Here is a 15,789-nt window from a genome sequence, read left to right as displayed (position 1 = left end):
GTGTTCAGGAGGGGGCGCCGGGGTCGCCGGGCCCGCGGGCCTCCGAGGCGTCCTCGACCTCGGCGAGGATCTCCGCTCCGGAGACGACGGTGCGCGCGAAGTGGCGGTGCATCCACTCCAGGTGGTCGTGGCGGCCGTTCATGATGCGCAGCGTGTCCCAGTTCGGGAACTCCTGCTGCAGCACCCAGCGCTCCATGAGGCGGGGGTCCACCTCGAAGGCGTGCTCGAAGCGGGTGATCGCCACGTCGGTGGCCCGCTCGGCCGGCGGCGGCGCGTGCTGCTCGGCGCGGCGGTAGGCGAAGGGGTGCTCCCGGTCCGGGCCGGTCCCGCCGCGGGCGCCGCCGCCCGCACCGTCGGACCCGATGTGCTCGCTCACGGCCGTCCCCCTTCGCCGTAGGCCCGGTCCAGCAGGTACTTGCCGGGGTTCATGATGTTCTCGGGGTCCAGCGTGCGCTTGATGTCGAGCATCACGCCGAACCCGCGGCCCAGTTCGTCGGGCACGAGGTCGACCTCGCCCTCCCGGCAGGAGCCGTGGCAGGCGCTGATCGAACCGCCGTGCTTCAGCGCGACCGCCGCGATGTCGCGCTTGGCTTTGACCCACATCTCCCAGGCGCGGTCGTCGAGCCGCTGCTCCCAGATGCCGACGTCGATCTCGGTCAGGTAGTCCACGCCGGTGCTGCCGCTGGTGTAGGCGAACATCCCCCAGTCGTCGAAGACGTCGGTGCGCCGCCGCAGGTCGGCGATGATCGCGTGCCATTCGCGCCGGACGGCCGGCAGGTTCGTGTAGTTGATCGCCGCGTCCTCGCAGTGCCAGCTCATCGGCACCACCTGGCCGGCCTTGGTCCGCCCGTGCAGGGGCGTGGCGTAGCGGTCGTGCCGGGCGGCCCAGTCGCCTTCGGAGATCTCGTCGCCCAGGTAGCGGGCGCCGTGCTCGCGGGCGATGCGCATCAGCCGCCGCCCGCCGGCCCGCACCTCGTCCTCGTAGCCGTAGAGCACCGCGCAGACCAGCGCCCTGACGTCGGCGGGCTGCGGGATGTAGGCCTCGTCGTCGCGCCGGAGGTAGGCGACCTTCCACTCGTCGAACAGCACCGCGCCGGCGAAGGTGGCCACGCCGGCGCGGGCCAGGGCGCCCACGCACGCGTAGGCGCTGTCGTAGTCGGAGAAGGCGAAGAAGGGCGAGAACTCCGCCTCGGGCTTGGGGAACAGCTTCAGCGTGGCCCGGGTGGCGATGCCCAGCGTCCCCTGATGCCCCATGAACAGGTGCTTGAGCTGGTAGCCGCTGGAGCTCTTGCTGACCTTGCCGCCGACGCCGTCGCCGACGTGCATGACCTCGCCGGTGGGCAGCACGTGGTCGAAGCTGAGCACCAGGTCGCGGGTGTGGCCGTAGCGCGAGCCGATCAGCGACCAGCCGCTGGTGCCGATCCGCCCGCCCACCAGCGAACACGGGTAGGACGCCGGGTCGTCGGGGTAGATCAGGCCGTGCCGGGCGAGCTCCTCGTTGAGCTTGAGCATGCTGATGCCGGTGCCGACGGTGCAGGTGCGGTTGTCCAGGTCGATCTCGTGGATCCGGTTCATCCGCTTGACGTCGACGACGATGCCGCCGCGCAGCGGCACCGCGCCGTCGGTCAGGCCGGTGCCGCCGTCGCGCGGCACGATCGGCACGTGGAAGCGGTTGGCGATCCGGACGACCTCGGCGACCTCTTCGGTGCTCTCCGGCAGCACCGCGAGGTCGGGCACCCGCTCGGCCCAGCGGTGCACCGGGAACGGGGCCGGCACGCGGGCGCGGTTGTAGCGGTCGGTCTTGGCGGTCAGCACCTGGTCGTCGCGCAGCACGTGCCGCAGCGCCTCGACGACCGGGTCGAGCACGTCGGTGGCGATGCTCACTGGTCCTCCTCCTCTCCAGGGCCCCGCACGTCGGCGCCGCCGCCGCAGGAGCCCCCTCCGCAGGTCCCTCCGCCGCAGCCGCCGCCCCGCCGGTCGCCGACCTCGCCCCTGCTGCCCCCGACGGCGATGCCGAGCGACTCGGCGAGCAGTTCGTGGATGTCGACGACGTCGATGTCGCGGCCGTCGCCGGCCTCGCTCAGCGGGCGCTCCGACCACGGGCAGGCGCTGACCAGCGTGTCGACCTCCAGCGCAGCGGCCTTGTCCAGCCGGTTGGCGCTGATCGCAGCGGTGAGCTCGGGTTTCTCCACGGGCAGTCCACCCCCGCCGCCCGAGCAGTAAGACCACTGGGTGACCCGGTCGACGTCGTTGAAGACCAGGCCGGGGATCGCCCGCAGGATCTCGCGGGGCTCCTGCCAGATCCCCTTGCGCTTGTTCAGCCGGCAGGGGTCGTGGTAGGTGATCGTGCGCTCCACCGGCACCTCCGGGGTGAGCCTGCCCTCGCGGATCAGCTGGGCGAGCAGCTCCACCACCAGCACGACCTCGATGTCGTAGTCGTCGCCGAAGTACTTCGGGTAGTCCTCGGTGAAGGTGATGTAGTCGTGCGGGTCGAGGACCAGCACCCGCTTGGCCCCCACCGAGCGCCAGTCGGCCAGGTTGTGCCGCGCGAAGCGCTCGGCCTGCTCGACGTAGCCCATCTCGGCGGCCGGTCCGCCGCAGCACCACTGCTCGGACATGAGGCCGAACTCCACGCCCGCGGCCTTGAGGATCTGGGCCACGGCGCGGGGCACCGCCGTGCGGTAGAACGCGGCCTCGCAGTCGACGAACAGGACGGTCTCGCCGCCGATCGGCAGGTCCAGCCCTTCGGCCCAGTCGCGCACGTGCTCCTGGTCGACCGGGGTCTCGCCGAGGACGGGCTCGTGGGTGCGCTCGTCGGTCAGCAGGTTCCAGCGCCGCCAGCCGGGCTGGTGCACGCCACTGTCCACGGCCAGTGCGCGCACCGCCTTGACCACGTCGACCGTGCGGGTGCGGAACCGGTAGAAGTCGCCGGTGAACAGCGTGTTGGGGCAGCGCAGCTCGCACGCCCCGCACTGGGTGCAGTTGACGTAGTCGGCGGCGATGTCGGCGATGTCGAGCTCGCCCTTCTCCATCGCCACGACGTTGGCGTGGAAGGCCGTGGGCGTCCACGACTCGTTCCGGGTCACCTGCATGACCGGGCAGACCTCGCGGCAGAACTTGTGGCCGGAGGAGTAGCAGTTGTAGGCGGCGTTGCGCCACTGCTCGACGAACTCGCGGGTGCGCTCGTCGCGGACGGGGATGTGCGGCGGCGCCACGATGACGTCCTGCGGCGGACCGGCGGGGTCCGTTCCCGTCCGCATGCCGGGCGTGTGGGGGTGCTGCAGCGCGTCGGTCCCCGGCTCGCCCCCGGGTCGCGTCTCCGTCATGGGTGCCCTCCTTCACCGGCCCCGCTGCGCCGGGCGCGGCGCGGCTTCCGCGCCGCCGTGCGCACCGCGGGGTCTGCATGGTCGGCCCTGCGCGGGTCGCGTGATGTGACCCACGCCATGTATTCCGAAAACATATGGGTTTATATTTCAAAGGGCAAGACCTGTGGACATGTTCGCGGACACGGGCGGCAGACTGGAGGCACGGCTCCCGAGGGAACGACCCCGGGGAGCGCGCGGGATGGGGAGACGGTGGATCCGTGAGTCGATTGTCCGGTGCCGCACGGCACGCTGTTTTCGCTCCGCTCGACGACGGGGCCGGGCGCAGCGAAGCCGTGGCGCGCAGGCTGGGAAGGGCGATCGCGCTGGGGCTGATCGCCGACGGCGAGCAGCTTCCCACGGAGTCCGAACTGGCCACGGCGCTCAACGTCTCCACGGTCACGCTGCGCGAGGCGCTGTCCAGCCTGCGCAGGCAGGGGCTGGTGGAGACCCGGCGCGGGCGCGGCGGCGGCAGCTTCGTCCGGGCCTCCGCCGACGCGCTCACCGAGCGCGCCCGCCGCCGGCTGCGCGAGATGGGCACGACGGACCTGCGCGAGCTGGGCGACTTCCACGCCGCGATCGCCGGCGCCGCGGCCCGCCTGGCCGCCGACCGCGCCTCGGCCGACAATATCGCCCGGCTGCGCGAGATCGTCGACCGGCTCGCGGCCGCCCGCCCGGCCCACGCCCGGCGGCGCATCGGCGGCCGCTACTACATCGAGGTCGCGGCCGCCGCCCAGTCGGTCCGGCTGACCACCCAGGAGATCGACCTGCAGTCCGAGCTGGGGGAGCTGCTGTGGTCGCCGATGCGCCCGGCGCTCGACCAGGAGAAGCTGCATGAGCGGACCGTGCACAACCACCGCGCCGTCATCGACGCTGTCGAGCGCCGCGCCGGCGACGCGGCCCGCGCGCTGACCGAACGGCACATCGAGGCGGGCGTGCAGCGGCTGATCGAACTCCACTTCGACCTCGTCGAGCGGGACGGCGGCGGGGCCGGCGACCCCCCGGCCCCGCCGTGACCCGGGACGGCGCCGACGGCGGTGTCCGCGGTGTCCGCGGTGAGACGCGGGCCCCCGGGGCGTTCCACGGGCCGCGGCCGATGTTCGTCGCGGTCCCCGGGTGGATTTTCGCGGCGCGCGGCAGTAAGAACGAGGTGATGGATCCGTTCCCACCCCCTCGGCCGTCGCCCGCTCCGAGGTCCGCCGCGGACTCCGGAGGAGCCGGCCCCCGGAAAGGCGGTGAGCGATGACGCTGCCCAGGCGGGCCGAGCCCGCGCGCGTCGCCGGATGGATCGCCGCGGTCGTCGAGGACGTCTTCGCCTCGCTGGAGGAGGTCCGCGCCCGGATGCTCGGCTGCCACCGGGCTGTCATGGACCGCGGCGAGCGCCTGACCAGCGATGACATCGCCCAGCTCCGGCCGGAGCTGCTGGAGCGGCTGCGCCGCGAGGGCGAGGGCGAGGTCGTCGTCGGCATGGGCATGATCGTCACGCCGGGGCTGCTCGCCGACGAGCCGCGCCGACTGGAGTGGTGGCACACGGTCCCGGGGCGCGACCCGGCGTTCCTCAACGTCGACCTCGACCCCGAGAGCATCGGGTTCTACGACTACGCCGAGGCCGAGTGGTTCGCGGTGCCCCGCCGCACCGGCGCCCGCCACGTGGTCGGCCCCTACGTCGACTACGGCGGCACCGACCGCTACATGCTCACGCTGACCCTGCCGGTCCGGGCCGAGGGGGAGTTCCTCGGCGTGGTGGGCGCCGACGTCCCGGTCTCGAGGTTCGAGGCGCTGCTGCTGCCCGGGCTGGCCGCCCTGGACGACGAGGTCATCCTGATCAACGCCGAGCGGCGCATCATCCTGTCCAACTCGGCCCGGCGCCTCACCGGCTCGCTGCTGCGCGAACCCGATCCGGCCGGCTCGCGGCCCGAAGCCGCCGGGCACGCGCCCTACGACCTGCCGAACCTGCCGTGGCGGCTGCTGATGTCGGCCCGCTCCAAGGCCGGGCGCGCCGCCCCGCCTATTTCCTCCGCGCCAGCGTGAGGCCGTCGCCGACCGGCAGCATCACCAGCTCCACCCGGTCGTCGGCCAGGGCGTGGGCGTTGAAGTCGCGGATGCCCTGGACCGCGGCCGAGGTGACGGAGGGGTCCAGGACCCGGCCGTGGGAGAAGGTGTTGTCGATCAGCAGCGCCCCACCGGACCGCACGCGCGGGACCAGTTCGTCCCAGTAACCGACGTAGCCCTCCTTGTCGGCGTCGATGAAGGCCAGGTCGAAGAGCGGATCCTCGGGTAGGGCGCGCAGCGTCTCGATCGCGGGGGCCAGCTCCAGCGTCACCTTGCCCGCGACCCCGGCGCGCTCCCAGTACCGGCGCGCCACCGACGTCCACTCCTCACTGACGTCGCAGGCCAGCAGGGTGCCGTCGGCGGGAAGGCCGCGCGCGAGGCAGACGGAGGAGTAGCCGGTGAACGTGCCGACCTCCACGGCGTCGCGGGCGCCGATCAGCCGCGCCAGCACGGTCATGAACACGCCCTGCTCCGGACCGATCTGCAGGCCCACGCTGCCGGGGAACAGCCGCTCGGTCTCCGCCGCGAGGTCCCGCAGGACCTCGTCCACCGGGGTGCTGTGGGCGACCAGGTAGTCGTGCAGTTCCGGGCTGAGGTTCTCACTCGTGCGCGTCACGGGATCAGCCTAGCCCCGCTCACGGGCGCGGCCCCGCAAGCCGCGGGACCGCGTCGCGCAGCCTGCGGGTGTAGGGGTCGCGGGGATCGTGCAGCACCTGCCGCGTGGGGCCCTCCTCGATGATGCGGCCGCCGCGCATCACGGCCGTGCGCTCGCACAGCCGCTCCACCACCGCCAGGTCGTGCGAGATGAGCAGGTAGGCCAGGTCGTGCTGCGCGCGCAGCCGCTCGAACAGCTCCAGCACGCGGGCCTGCACGGTCACGTCCAGCGCGCTGGTGGGCTCGTCCAGGACGAGCACGCGCGGCCGTACCGCCAGCGCCCTGGCGATCGCCACCCGCTGGCGCTGGCCGCCGGAGAGCTGGTGCGGGTAGCGCTCGGCGTACTCGGCGCCGAGGTCCACGTCGGCGAGCAGCTCCAGCACCCGGGCGCGCTCGCCCCGGCGCGGGACCAGCCGGTGCGCGCGCAGCACCTCGGCGATCGCCGGGCCGACGCGCATCCGCGGGCTGAGCGCGCCCTCCGGGTCCTGCAGCACGACCTGCACCGCGCGCCGGTAGGGGCGCAGCCTGCGCATGGCGAACACGTCCTCGCCGTCGAAGCGGACCGAACCCCCGGACGCCCCGGTCAGCCGCAGCACCGCCCGGCCCAGCGTGGTCTTGCCCGAACCGCTCTCGCCGATCAGCCCCAGGGCGCTGGGTCCGTCGGGCAGGGTGAGGTCGGCGCGGTCCACCGCGACCGTGCGGCCGAAGCGCACGGTCAAGTCCCTGACCTCAAGCATCGGATGCCTCCAACCGGGGGGCCGCGGCGAGCAGCTCCCTGGTGTAGTCGTGGTGCGGCGCGCCGACGAGTTCCGCGGTCGGCCGGTCCTCGATGACGCGGCCGCCCCGCATCACCGCGATGCGGTCGCACAGTCCGGCCAGCACCGCCAGGTCGTGGCTGACGAACAGGATGGCCAGGCCCTCGGAGTCGCGCAGCCCGGCCAGCAGCGCGCAGATCTCGGCCTGCACGGTCACGTCCAGCGCGCTGGTGGGCTCGTCGGCGATCAGCAGCCGCGCGCCCAGCGCCACCCCCAGCGCGATCGCCACCCGCTGCAGCTGGCCGCCGGAGAGCTGGTGCGGGTAGCGGTCCAGGTGCTCCTCCTCCAGCCGGACCATGCGCATCGCCTCGACCGCCCGCCGCCGCGCGGCCCCGCGGCCGTCGCCGTGCAGCCGCAGCGCGCGCAGCACGGTGGCGCCCACGGGCAGCACCGGGTTGAACGCCCCCGACGGGCTCTGCGGGATGAGCGCCGCGGTGCCGCCGCGCAGCCGCCGCAGCCGGCGCTCCGGCGCGCCCACCAGCTCCGCGCCGTCCAGCCGGACGCTGCCGGTCACCTCGGCCCCGGTGTGGCGGGCCAGCCCCAGGGCGGCCAGCCCGGTGAGCGACTTGCCGGCCCCACTCTCCCCGGCCAGGCCGAGGATCTCCCCGCTGCGCAGGGTGAGCTCGTCGAGGTCGACCGCCGCGCGCGGACCGAAGGCGATCCGCAGACCGCGGACGGCCAGCAGCGGGGCCGGCGCCGCACCGGGCCCCGTCTCGCCGCTTCCCTGTTCGGTGCTCATTCGTCAGGTCTCCACCAGGTGTCGCGTCGTTTCCTTCTAGATCCGAGCGGTCCGCCGGGGGTCGAGCCGGTCGCGCAGCGCGTCGCCGAGCAGGTAGCACAGCGCGGCGATCAGCATGATCGCCAGCCCAGGGAAGGTGCCGATCCACCAGTGGGTGGCGAAGTAGCTCTGCGACTCCTGCACCATCAGGCCCCAGTCGGGCGTGGGGGACTGGGCGCCCAGGCCGAGGAAGGACAGCCCGGCCGCGACCAGGATGACGCCCCCGATGTCGGTGGAGGCCTGCACCAGCAGCGGCGTGGTGGTCCCCGGCAGCACGTGGCGCAGCAGGATCCGCCGGTGCGGCAGGCCGAGCGCGCGGCAGGCGTCGACGTGTGCGCGCCCGGCCACGGAGGCCGCCTCCCCGCGCACCAGCCGGGCGTACCACGGCCACCAGGTGACCGTCAGCGCGATGGTCAGGCCCACGACCCCTGGGGGCAGCACCGCGGCCAGGGCCAGCGCCAGCAGCAGCGCCGGGACGGCCAGGAAGACGTCGGTCAGGCGCATCAGCACCTCGTCGATCCAGCCGCCGAAGTACCCGGCGGCCAGGCCCACAGCGGTTCCGACGAGCACCGAGACCGCCACGACCAGCAGCGCGATCACCGGTCCGATCCGCGCACCGTAGAGCACCCTGGACAGCACGTCCCTGCCGAGGTGGTCGGTGCCGAACCAGTGCTCGGCCGAGGGCGGCAGCAGCGCCTGCGCGGGGTCGGTGCCGCCGGTGGCGTCCCCGGGGTGGGGCGCGATGACGGGGGCCAGCGCCGCGGCGAGCGCGATGAGCAGGAGCAGGCCGGCGCACGTCCAGATCATGGGCGAGCGCCGCAGCGAGGGCAGCGGGCGTCCCGGCGCCGCGGGCCCGGAGGCCGGTGCCGGGACGGGGTCGGGAGTGGGGCCGGAAGAGGTCACCGTAGCCGGATCCGTGGGTCGAGGGCGGCGTGCAGAAGGTCGACGAGCAGGTTCGCGGCGATGTAGAGCAGCGCCACCAGCAGGGTGACGCCGACGATCGCGGGGACGTCCAGGACGGTCGCCGACGCCGCGGCGTAGCCGCCCAGGCCCGGGTAGTTGAACACCGCCTCGACCAGGAACGTGTTGACCAGCGAATAGCCGAAGATCAGCGCGCTGATCTGCAGGACGGGGTTCCAGGACAGCCGCAGCGCGAAGCGCCCGAGCACGGCGCGCTCGGGGAACCCGAGCGCGCGCGCCATCTGGACGTGGGGCTCGCCGAGCGTGTCCAGCAGGCTCGCCCGCACCAGCCGGGCGATCACGGCCACCGGGTAGGCCGCGACCACCAGCGCGGGCAGCAGCAGGTGGTCGAAGGCGCTCGCCGCCATGGGCCAGTTCCCCGTGAGCACCGCGTCCAGCAGCGGCAGGCCGGTGATCCTGGTGAGCGGGTGCGCCTCCAGCACCGCCGGGTCGTAGATCCCGGCCACGGGCAGCAGCCGCAGCCGACTGGCGAAGAACATCTGCACCAGCAGCGCCATCCAGAACACCGGCATGGAGCCGCTGATGACGGCGCCCGCGCGCACCGCGGCGTCGGGGAGCCGGCCGTGCCAGCGGGCGGCGACCAGGCCGGCGGGGACCCCGACGGCCAGCCCGATGAGCAGTCCGGCCAGCACCAGCTGCAGCGTGTTGGGCAGCAGCGTGAACAGGTCGTCGAGGACCGGGCGGTGGGTGCGCACCGAGACGCCCCAGTCGCCGCGCAGGACGCCGGCGACGTAGTCGGCGATCTGCCGGTGCAGGGGCAGGTCCAGCCCGAGCTCGGCGCGCACCCGCTCGCGTTCGGCCGCACTCGCCCGCGGCCCGGCCCAGCCCGCGGCGGGGTCGCCGGGCACGACGCGGGCGATCACGAACGTCAGCACCACGACGCCGAGCGCGACCAGCGCCGACAGGCCCACCCTCCGGGCCGCGTAGGCGATCACCGCGGCCCCGCTCCGGCGAAGGGCTCCGATCGGTCCACCACCGGCGCTACCCGGCCGGCGCGTAGTCGTGGACGAAGGCCACGTTGGCGTACATGGGGTTGTCCCGGAACCCCTCGACGTCGCTGCTGAGCGCCCGCTGGTAGACCCGGGTGCCCAGGAAGAGCGAGGGGGCGTCCTCGACCAGGACCTCCTGCATGTCGGCGTACATCTGCGCCGCGGCCTCCTCGTCGGTGGCCGTCACCGAGCCGACCTCGTCGATGAGCCCGTCCAGCTCCGGGTCGGAGTAGTAGGCGAGGTTGAAGACGATCTCGTCCTCGCTGCGGAACATGTTCTGGTACCACGACAGCGGCTGCGGGTCGTCGGGCCACCAGTACATGAGCAGGATGTCCTGGCGGTCCTGCGGGTCCTCCTCCTGCGCCCTGGGCCACTGGGCCGACTCCCACGGCAGCGCCTCGACGTTGAGCTCGATGCCGACCTCGGCCAACTGGGACTGCATGAGGCTCACCATGGTCGCGACCTCCTCGTCGCCCTCGGTGTAGGTCAGGTCCAGCGACGGGCCCTCGTCGCCGCCCGGCCCGTAGCCGGCCTCCTCCAGCAGCTCCTCGGCCCGCTCCGGGTCGTGACCGCGCAGCTCGGGGTCCTCCTGGTGGCCGAGCAGCCCCTCGGGGACCACGCCGTCGGACTCGGTGAACGACCCGTCCGTGCCCTCGACCAGCTCCTCGTAGTCGACGGCGTGCGCGACGGCCCGGCGCACCCGCGCGTCGTCCAGCGGCGCCTTCTCCGTGTTCATCAGGCCGAACAGGTTCTGCCACGACGTCGTCTCCGTCACCTCCAGCGCGGGGTCGTCGCGCATCGGCTCCAGCAGCTGCGAGGGCAGCAGTTGGGCGTAGTGGGCCTCTCCCGAGGTCATGAGCTGGGCCGCGGTGGAGGCCTGGGGGGCCACCCGGTAGCTCACGCTGTCGTAGTGGGCGCCCTCCCAGCCGCCCCAGTAGTCGTCGAAGCGGGTCAGGTTCAGCTCGTTCTCGCTGCCCGGGCTCCAGGACTCGACGGTGTAGGGGCCGGTGCCGAACGACGTCGCCTCGAAGTCCTCGGCGTCATCGGGGACCTCGTAGACGTAGGCGGCGTAGGCGGCGGAGCTGATCAGGTCGAGCGCCGCGGGGTAGGCCAGGGTGAAGGTCACGGTGTGCTCGCCGGTCGCCTCGATGCCCTCCACCGGGGCCCACAGGTAGGCGGCCCCCGAGTCGAGCTCGATCGTGCGCTCGACGGCCTCCTTCACCGACGCGGCCGTCATGGGGGCGCCCGAGTGGAACGTGACGTCGTCGCGCAGGGTGAACGACCAGGTCAGCCCGTCCTCCGAGCCCGACCACTCGGTGGCCAGAAGCGGCTCGACCTGCTCGGTCTCGGGGTCGTAGCGGGTCAGGGTCTCGTACATGTTGGGGAAGGCGGCGAGCTCGTTGGAGTAGGAGGCCGCGGGGTCCCATTCGGTGATGACGTCGGTCGGGGTCAGGTAGGTGAAGGTGCTGCTGCCGGCGCTTCCCTGGTCGTAGCCGCCGGACGAGCACCCGGCCGCGGACAGGGCGAGGGCCGCAGCGACGGCCGCGACGGCCCTCAGGCGGGTGGAGCGAGGGCGGGCTCTCGTGGCTGGGGCGTCTGCTACTGGCATGATCTGGCCTTCGTGGGCGGGACGGGCATGTGGACGGGCGAGGTGCTGCTGCCACCGCGCCGTGGCCGTGCGGGCCGTGTTCTCCGCCGGCGCGGGAAGAAGCGCCCTTCCCGCGCCGGCGGATTTCCGGGGCGTGTCCCGGGACGGACGGGACGGGCTCCGGAGTAGGGAGGAGTCATACCTTACTGAGCGGACCCGCGGCCTTGACTCGCAGCCGTACCGCGGGCTCCCTGAGGTAGGACAGCGGGATCTCGTCGATCTCGACGATCTCGACGGCGCCGGGGTCGGCCCCCGCGCCGACCGCGTTGCCCACGGCGTCCTTGCGCGCCTCCTCGATCACCCTGGCCCGCTCGCCCTCGGTGCGGCCGATCGAGACGATGCGGTCGACGTGCCCGCTCACCGTGCCGATGGCCGCCCCGATGGCGTTGGCGACGTCGAAGTGCTCGGGGCGGATCACCTCGGTCACCCCCGGCAGGCCGTCGGGGATCAGCACGCTGCCGCCGCCCACCGCGATGAGCGGCAGGTCCCCGCGCGTCACCTTGATCCGGTCGATGGCGTCGGTGATCCGGCGGTCCGACTCGCCGATCGCCTCGGCCAGCAGCGGGTGCGCCGACGCGGGGACGTCCTGGTGCCCCATCCGGGCGCGTCCGGCGGCCACGGCGGCGTCGGACAGGGTGGCGACCTCGCCGCCGAAGACCAGCGCGCGCTCGCCCAGCCGGTAGCCCACGCTGCGGGGCCCCACGGAGACGGCGCCGTCGCCGTCGCGGGCGACCACGGTTCCGCCGCCGATCGCGATGCTGACCAGGTCGGGCATTCGGAAGTTGGTGGCCACGCCGCCGATCTCCACGCCGAACGCCGACTCGCGCGGGAAGGTCAGGCTCAGCGCCCCGATGTCGGTGGAGGTGCCGCCGACGTCGGCCACGAGGGCGTTGGCCTCCCCGGTCAAAAACGCCGCGCCCCGCAGGCTGTTGGCCGGACCGCTGCCGATGGTGAGGACCGGGGTCCGCTCGGTGGACTCCAGGCTCATCAGCGTGCCGTCGTTCTGCGCGAAGTAGGGCACCGCGTGCCCGAGGTCGTGCACCTTGAGCGCGTCCTCGATGGCCTGGACGACCTGGACGGCCACCCGGCCCAGGGCCGCGTTGAGGATGGTGGTGTTCTCCCGCTCCAGCAGGCCCAGCGACCCCACCTGGTGCGACAGGGAGACCGGGATGTCGCCCAGCTCGCGCCGCACCACGTCCAGGGCGAGGAACTCGTGGCGGGGCGACACCGGCGCGAAGACGCTGGAGATCGCGATCGCCTCGGCGCGGTCGCCGACCTCGGCGCAGAACCGGGCCACGGCGTCGGCGTCGAAGGCGACGCTGTCGCCGCCGTCCAGCTCCAGCCCGCCGGCCACCACGGCGGCGTCCGCGCTCACCGCCCGGCGCAGGTCCTCGGGCCAGCCGAAGATCGGGCGCACCGAGGTCGAGGCGGGTGCGCCGATCCGCAGCGCCGCGACCCTGCGCAGTTCGCGCCGCTCCAGCAGCGCGTTCGTCGCGTGCGTGGTGCCGATCATGACGTGGCCGACGCGGGCGGCGCCGACCCGGGGATCGGCCAGCACCGCGGCCAGCGCCCGCCGGATCCCGGTGTTGATGTCGGGGGTCGTGGCGACCTTGGTCTTGGCCACGGGGCGGTCGGAGGCGTCGAGCACGACGGCGTCGGTGTTGGTGCCGCCCACGTCGATGCCGATGCGCAGGTCGGCGCGGCGGTTCCGGGCCGCGCTCATCGGCCGGCCTCGGCGGGGGCCGAGCGCGCCGGGGCGCCGGGGAGGCCCGCGAGGATGGAGCCGACGGGCTCGTAGTCGAAGTCGTAGCCGAACGCGCGCGGGCCGACGACCTCCAGGCCGCGCGGCGTGCACCAGATGTCGGGGGCCGGCAGCGCGACCAGCGTCACGCGCTGGCCGTAGCGGAGCAGTTCGGTGAAGACGACGTCGCTGGTCTGGGTGTCCAGGACGGTGATGATGTCGGGGACCGACGCCAGCATCCGGCCCTCCTCCAGCACGACCAGGTTCTCGTTCTGGATCTCCACCCGGACCAGGCGCCCCTTGTCCTCGCGCACGCCGTCGATCAGCACGCTGCCGCGGACGAACCCGTCGGTCGTGCGGCGGTCCACGTCGCTGATCTTGCCGGTGACGAGCGCGTGGCCGTCGAGGTGCTCCAGGATGCTGGAGACGCGGTCGGAGCGGGAGCCGGAGACGATCTCGCCGATGCGCACCGCGCGGCTGACGCTGCCGAGCACGGTGGAGGTGCGGGCCTGGGCGCCGGTCACGACGTGGTCGGCCGTCGTGACGAAGCCGCCGAAGGCCACCGCGACCGCGCGGGCGGCGCGTTCCAGCCAGTGGGCGTCCATGTCGCGGAAGACCATGCCCTGGCCGCGCTCGTCGATCAGGACGGTCGGTGTCGCGGGGATGCCGGCCAGGTGCATGCTGATCATCTGCATCTCGGGGAACGCCCGGCCCATGCCGTCGGCGTCGACCAGGGGCAGTCCGGCGTGCGCGGCCCAGACCACCGGCATCAGGGCGTTGCCGCCGCCGATCTCGCCGGGCATCATCGCGTGCGCGCGCAGTCCCGTCTCGCGCTCGATCATCTCACGCAGCCATACCCCCATCCGGGGGTTTCCGATCTTCTCCAGCGTGACGTCGGGGGAACCCAGCCCCGCGACGGGCATGATCAGTCCGTCGTCGGGGACCTCGGTCACGGGGACGACCTCGACGGGGCCGAGCTCCTCCACCGCCTGCAGGGCCGCGAGCAGGCCGACCCCGGTGGAGCCGCCGCCCCCCGCGCCCAGGATCGCCGCGCCGCGCGCGTAGTGGTGCAGCGTTGTCGCATCCAGTAGCACAGGTCAAGATTCTAGGAAAAAATGGACACGCAATGCGTTGGGCCGGTCGCACCAGGTTCCGCGACCTTCTTATGCGTGGGGCACAATGATCGCCATGCCCAAGCTGTCGGAAGTGCTGTCGAGTCCGGGTCTGGAGACGCTTTCGGTCGTCACCGAAGTCGATGCGCGACGGAACGTGAGCGACATCGCCATGGTCCGCGATTCCGCCGAGCTGCACAAGGTTCCGCGCGACGGCGTCGTCATCCTTTCCTCGGCGATGACCGACGGGGTCCGCGGCTACCAGTTCGACATCTGGTGCCGCACCGCCGCCGAGCGGGGCGCCGCCGCGCTGCTGGTGCCCGACCTCACGGCCGACGACGTGCCCCGCACCGCCCGGCGGCTGGCCGACCGCTCGCGCCTGACCGTGGCCTGCGTGCCCGGGGGCACCGACATGGGGCGGCTCGTACACGCCATCGCCCGCGCCATCGACGCCGGCGCAGCGGAGACGCTGAGCAGGGCGACGCGGATCGCCGACGTGCTGACCGAGGCGGTCGGCGGCGCCGAGAACGGGGAGATCGGCACGGACGAGCTGTGTGAGCTGGCCACGCGGGCCGGCGGCCGCCTCGTGCTGCCGCGCAGGCCGGCCGAGGCCGAGGTCGGGGCGCCGGTGCTGGTCGACGGCGTCGAGGTGGACCACGTGTCGGCGGCGGGGGGCAGCGGCCCGGAGGGGCACCTGTCCCGGCTCGCCGTCCGGTTGACCGCCGACGCGGCGACGCAGACCGCGGTCACCCGCCAGCGCGTCGCCGAGCTGCCGATCCGGTCGCGCACCCAGCTGCTCAGCGAGCTGCTGGTGGCCGGACCCCAGCACATGGCCGAGCTCGTGCCGCGGGCGCGCTCCCTCGGGCTGGCCATCGACGACTGGCACGTCATCGTGGCGATCGACACCGACGTGCACGAACTGGACGAGGTGGAGCGGTTCGGCTTCGCCGAGACCCTCGGCGCGGTCGCGATGCAGGCGGTCGGGCGTTCGGCCGGCGGGCAGGGGGAGGGCGGCGGCGCCGGCTGGCACCTCGCCTTCGCCGAGCGCGCTCCGCTGCTGGTGCGCACCTGGAAGCGCAACCCCGGCCAGCAGGCCGGCCGACTGGTGCGCGGCGCGGTGGAGACGCTGTACGGGGAGCTGACGCGCCGACTGCCGGAGTGGCGGATCCGGTGCGGCGTGGGCAGCGTGCACGAGTCGGTGGAGGGGCTGCGCGCGTCCTGGGCCGAAGCGCGGGCCGCCCTGCTCAGCGACGACCCCGGTTCCGGCCCCGCCCCGCCGCGGATCGTGTTCTTCGACGACCTCGGCCTGCACCGCATGCTGGTCGAGTGGTACACCACCCACACCGCGCGCACGGCGGTGCGCGACCTGCTGGCCCCGCTGGAGGCGCTGGGCCGGGAGAAGGCCGAGACGATGGTGCGCACGCTGCGCGTCTACCTCGACCAGCAGGGCTCCCTCAGCGGGACCGCGGCGGTGCTGAACCTGCACCGCAACGCGGTCAGCTACCGGCTCAAGCGCATCACGTCGCTGCTGAGCGTGGACCTCAACGACCCCGACCAGCGCCTCGCCGTCCACCTGGCCTGCCGGGCCTGGAAGATGTCGTGACGGTCCTCTGGCTTGGGTCTCGACCTTGGCCACCAGGGGTCTCCGTCCTGCGGC

General features: G+C 73.5%; 14 protein-coding genes. 3 read left to right on the top strand and 11 right to left on the bottom strand.

Going from position 1 to position 15,789, the window contains the following annotated elements; genetic code table 11:
* Window positions 1-4: 4 nt before the first annotated feature.
* Genes HDA32_RS19475 through HDA32_RS19465 form a run of 3 tightly spaced genes read right to left on the bottom strand, consistent with a single transcriptional unit; the run spans window position 5 to window position 3,326 of the window.
* A complete protein-coding gene (locus HDA32_RS19475) occupies window positions 5-376 on the bottom strand; it encodes a hypothetical protein (protein WP_218882533.1) in 372 nt (123 codons plus the stop codon).
* A complete protein-coding gene (locus tag HDA32_RS19470) occupies window positions 373-1,884 on the bottom strand; it encodes an FAD-binding oxidoreductase (protein WP_179644583.1) in 1,512 nt (503 codons plus the stop codon). The genes HDA32_RS19475 and HDA32_RS19470 overlap by 4 nt, the downstream gene beginning before the upstream one ends.
* On the bottom strand, window positions 1,881-3,326 hold the full coding sequence (locus HDA32_RS19465) for a (Fe-S)-binding protein (RefSeq protein WP_218882532.1): 1,446 nt from the start codon (window positions 3,324-3,326) through the stop codon (window positions 1,881-1,883). The genes HDA32_RS19470 and HDA32_RS19465 overlap by 4 nt, the downstream gene beginning before the upstream one ends.
* 257 nt (window positions 3,327-3,583) lie before the next feature.
* Here HDA32_RS19465 and HDA32_RS19460 point away from each other — a divergent pair, with 257 nt between their 5' ends.
* Window positions 3,584-4,378 (top strand): FadR/GntR family transcriptional regulator, encoded by a 795-nt coding sequence (locus tag HDA32_RS19460; protein WP_312863245.1) that lies wholly within the window; start codon window positions 3,584-3,586, stop codon window positions 4,376-4,378.
* 226 nt (window positions 4,379-4,604) lie between these two features.
* Window positions 4,605-5,393 carry a cache domain-containing protein gene (locus HDA32_RS19455; protein ID WP_179644581.1) on the top strand — a complete coding sequence of 263 codons (789 nt, stop codon included), beginning with the start codon at window positions 4,605-4,607 and terminating at the stop codon, window positions 5,391-5,393.
* Here HDA32_RS19455 and HDA32_RS19450 read toward each other — a convergent pair.
* The 8 genes from HDA32_RS19450 to HDA32_RS19415 form a co-directional block, all read right to left on the bottom strand.
* Complete coding sequence (locus HDA32_RS19450; protein WP_179644580.1) at window positions 5,371-6,030, bottom strand: O-methyltransferase; 660 nt, start codon at window positions 6,028-6,030, stop codon at window positions 5,371-5,373. The two genes, HDA32_RS19455 and HDA32_RS19450, sit on opposite strands and share 23 nt — an antisense overlap.
* A 19-nt stretch (window positions 6,031-6,049) precedes the next feature.
* Window positions 6,050-6,805, bottom strand: a complete 756-nt coding sequence (locus tag HDA32_RS19445; protein ID WP_179644579.1) for an ABC transporter ATP-binding protein — start codon at window positions 6,803-6,805, stop codon at window positions 6,050-6,052.
* Window positions 6,798-7,622: an ABC transporter ATP-binding protein gene (locus tag HDA32_RS19440; RefSeq protein ID WP_246334418.1), complete on the bottom strand. Its 825-nt coding sequence runs from the start codon at window positions 7,620-7,622 to the stop codon at window positions 6,798-6,800. Before HDA32_RS19440 ends, HDA32_RS19445 begins: the two co-directional genes overlap by 8 nt.
* A gap of 36 nt (window positions 7,623-7,658) precedes the next feature.
* Entirely contained in the window at window positions 7,659-8,564 is a 906-nt protein-coding gene (locus HDA32_RS19435; RefSeq protein ID WP_312863244.1) for an ABC transporter permease, read from the bottom strand.
* A complete protein-coding gene (locus HDA32_RS19430; RefSeq protein ID WP_179644578.1) occupies window positions 8,561-9,577 on the bottom strand; it encodes an ABC transporter permease in 1,017 nt (338 codons plus the stop codon). The genes HDA32_RS19435 and HDA32_RS19430 overlap by 4 nt, the downstream gene beginning before the upstream one ends.
* Before the next feature lie 46 nt (window positions 9,578-9,623).
* Window positions 9,624-11,240 (bottom strand): ABC transporter substrate-binding protein, encoded by a 1,617-nt coding sequence (locus HDA32_RS19425; protein ID WP_179644577.1) that lies wholly within the window; start codon window positions 11,238-11,240, stop codon window positions 9,624-9,626.
* Window positions 11,241-11,415: 175 nt separating this feature from the next.
* On the bottom strand, window positions 11,416-13,002 hold the full coding sequence (locus HDA32_RS19420) for a hydantoinase/oxoprolinase N-terminal domain-containing protein (RefSeq protein WP_179644576.1): 1,587 nt from the start codon (window positions 13,000-13,002) through the stop codon (window positions 11,416-11,418).
* Window positions 12,999-14,114, bottom strand: a complete 1,116-nt coding sequence (locus HDA32_RS19415) for an S-methyl thiohydantoin desulfurase family protein (RefSeq protein ID WP_179644575.1) — start codon at window positions 14,112-14,114, stop codon at window positions 12,999-13,001. Before HDA32_RS19415 ends, HDA32_RS19420 begins: the two co-directional genes overlap by 4 nt.
* A 94-nt stretch (window positions 14,115-14,208) precedes the next feature.
* On the opposite strand from HDA32_RS19415, the gene HDA32_RS19410 reads away from it, so the two are divergent.
* Window positions 14,209-15,735 carry a helix-turn-helix domain-containing protein gene (locus tag HDA32_RS19410; RefSeq protein WP_179644574.1) on the top strand — a complete coding sequence of 509 codons (1,527 nt, stop codon included), beginning with the start codon at window positions 14,209-14,211 and terminating at the stop codon, window positions 15,733-15,735.
* Window positions 15,736-15,789 lie beyond the last annotated feature (54 nt).

Origin of the sequence: Spinactinospora alkalitolerans (assembly GCF_013408795.1) — a bacterium.
Classification (GTDB): domain Bacteria; phylum Actinomycetota; class Actinomycetes; order Streptosporangiales; family Streptosporangiaceae; genus Spinactinospora; species Spinactinospora alkalitolerans.
Note: the sequence above shows the minus strand (reverse complement) of the source record. Positions and strands in the feature narration are given on the sequence as shown.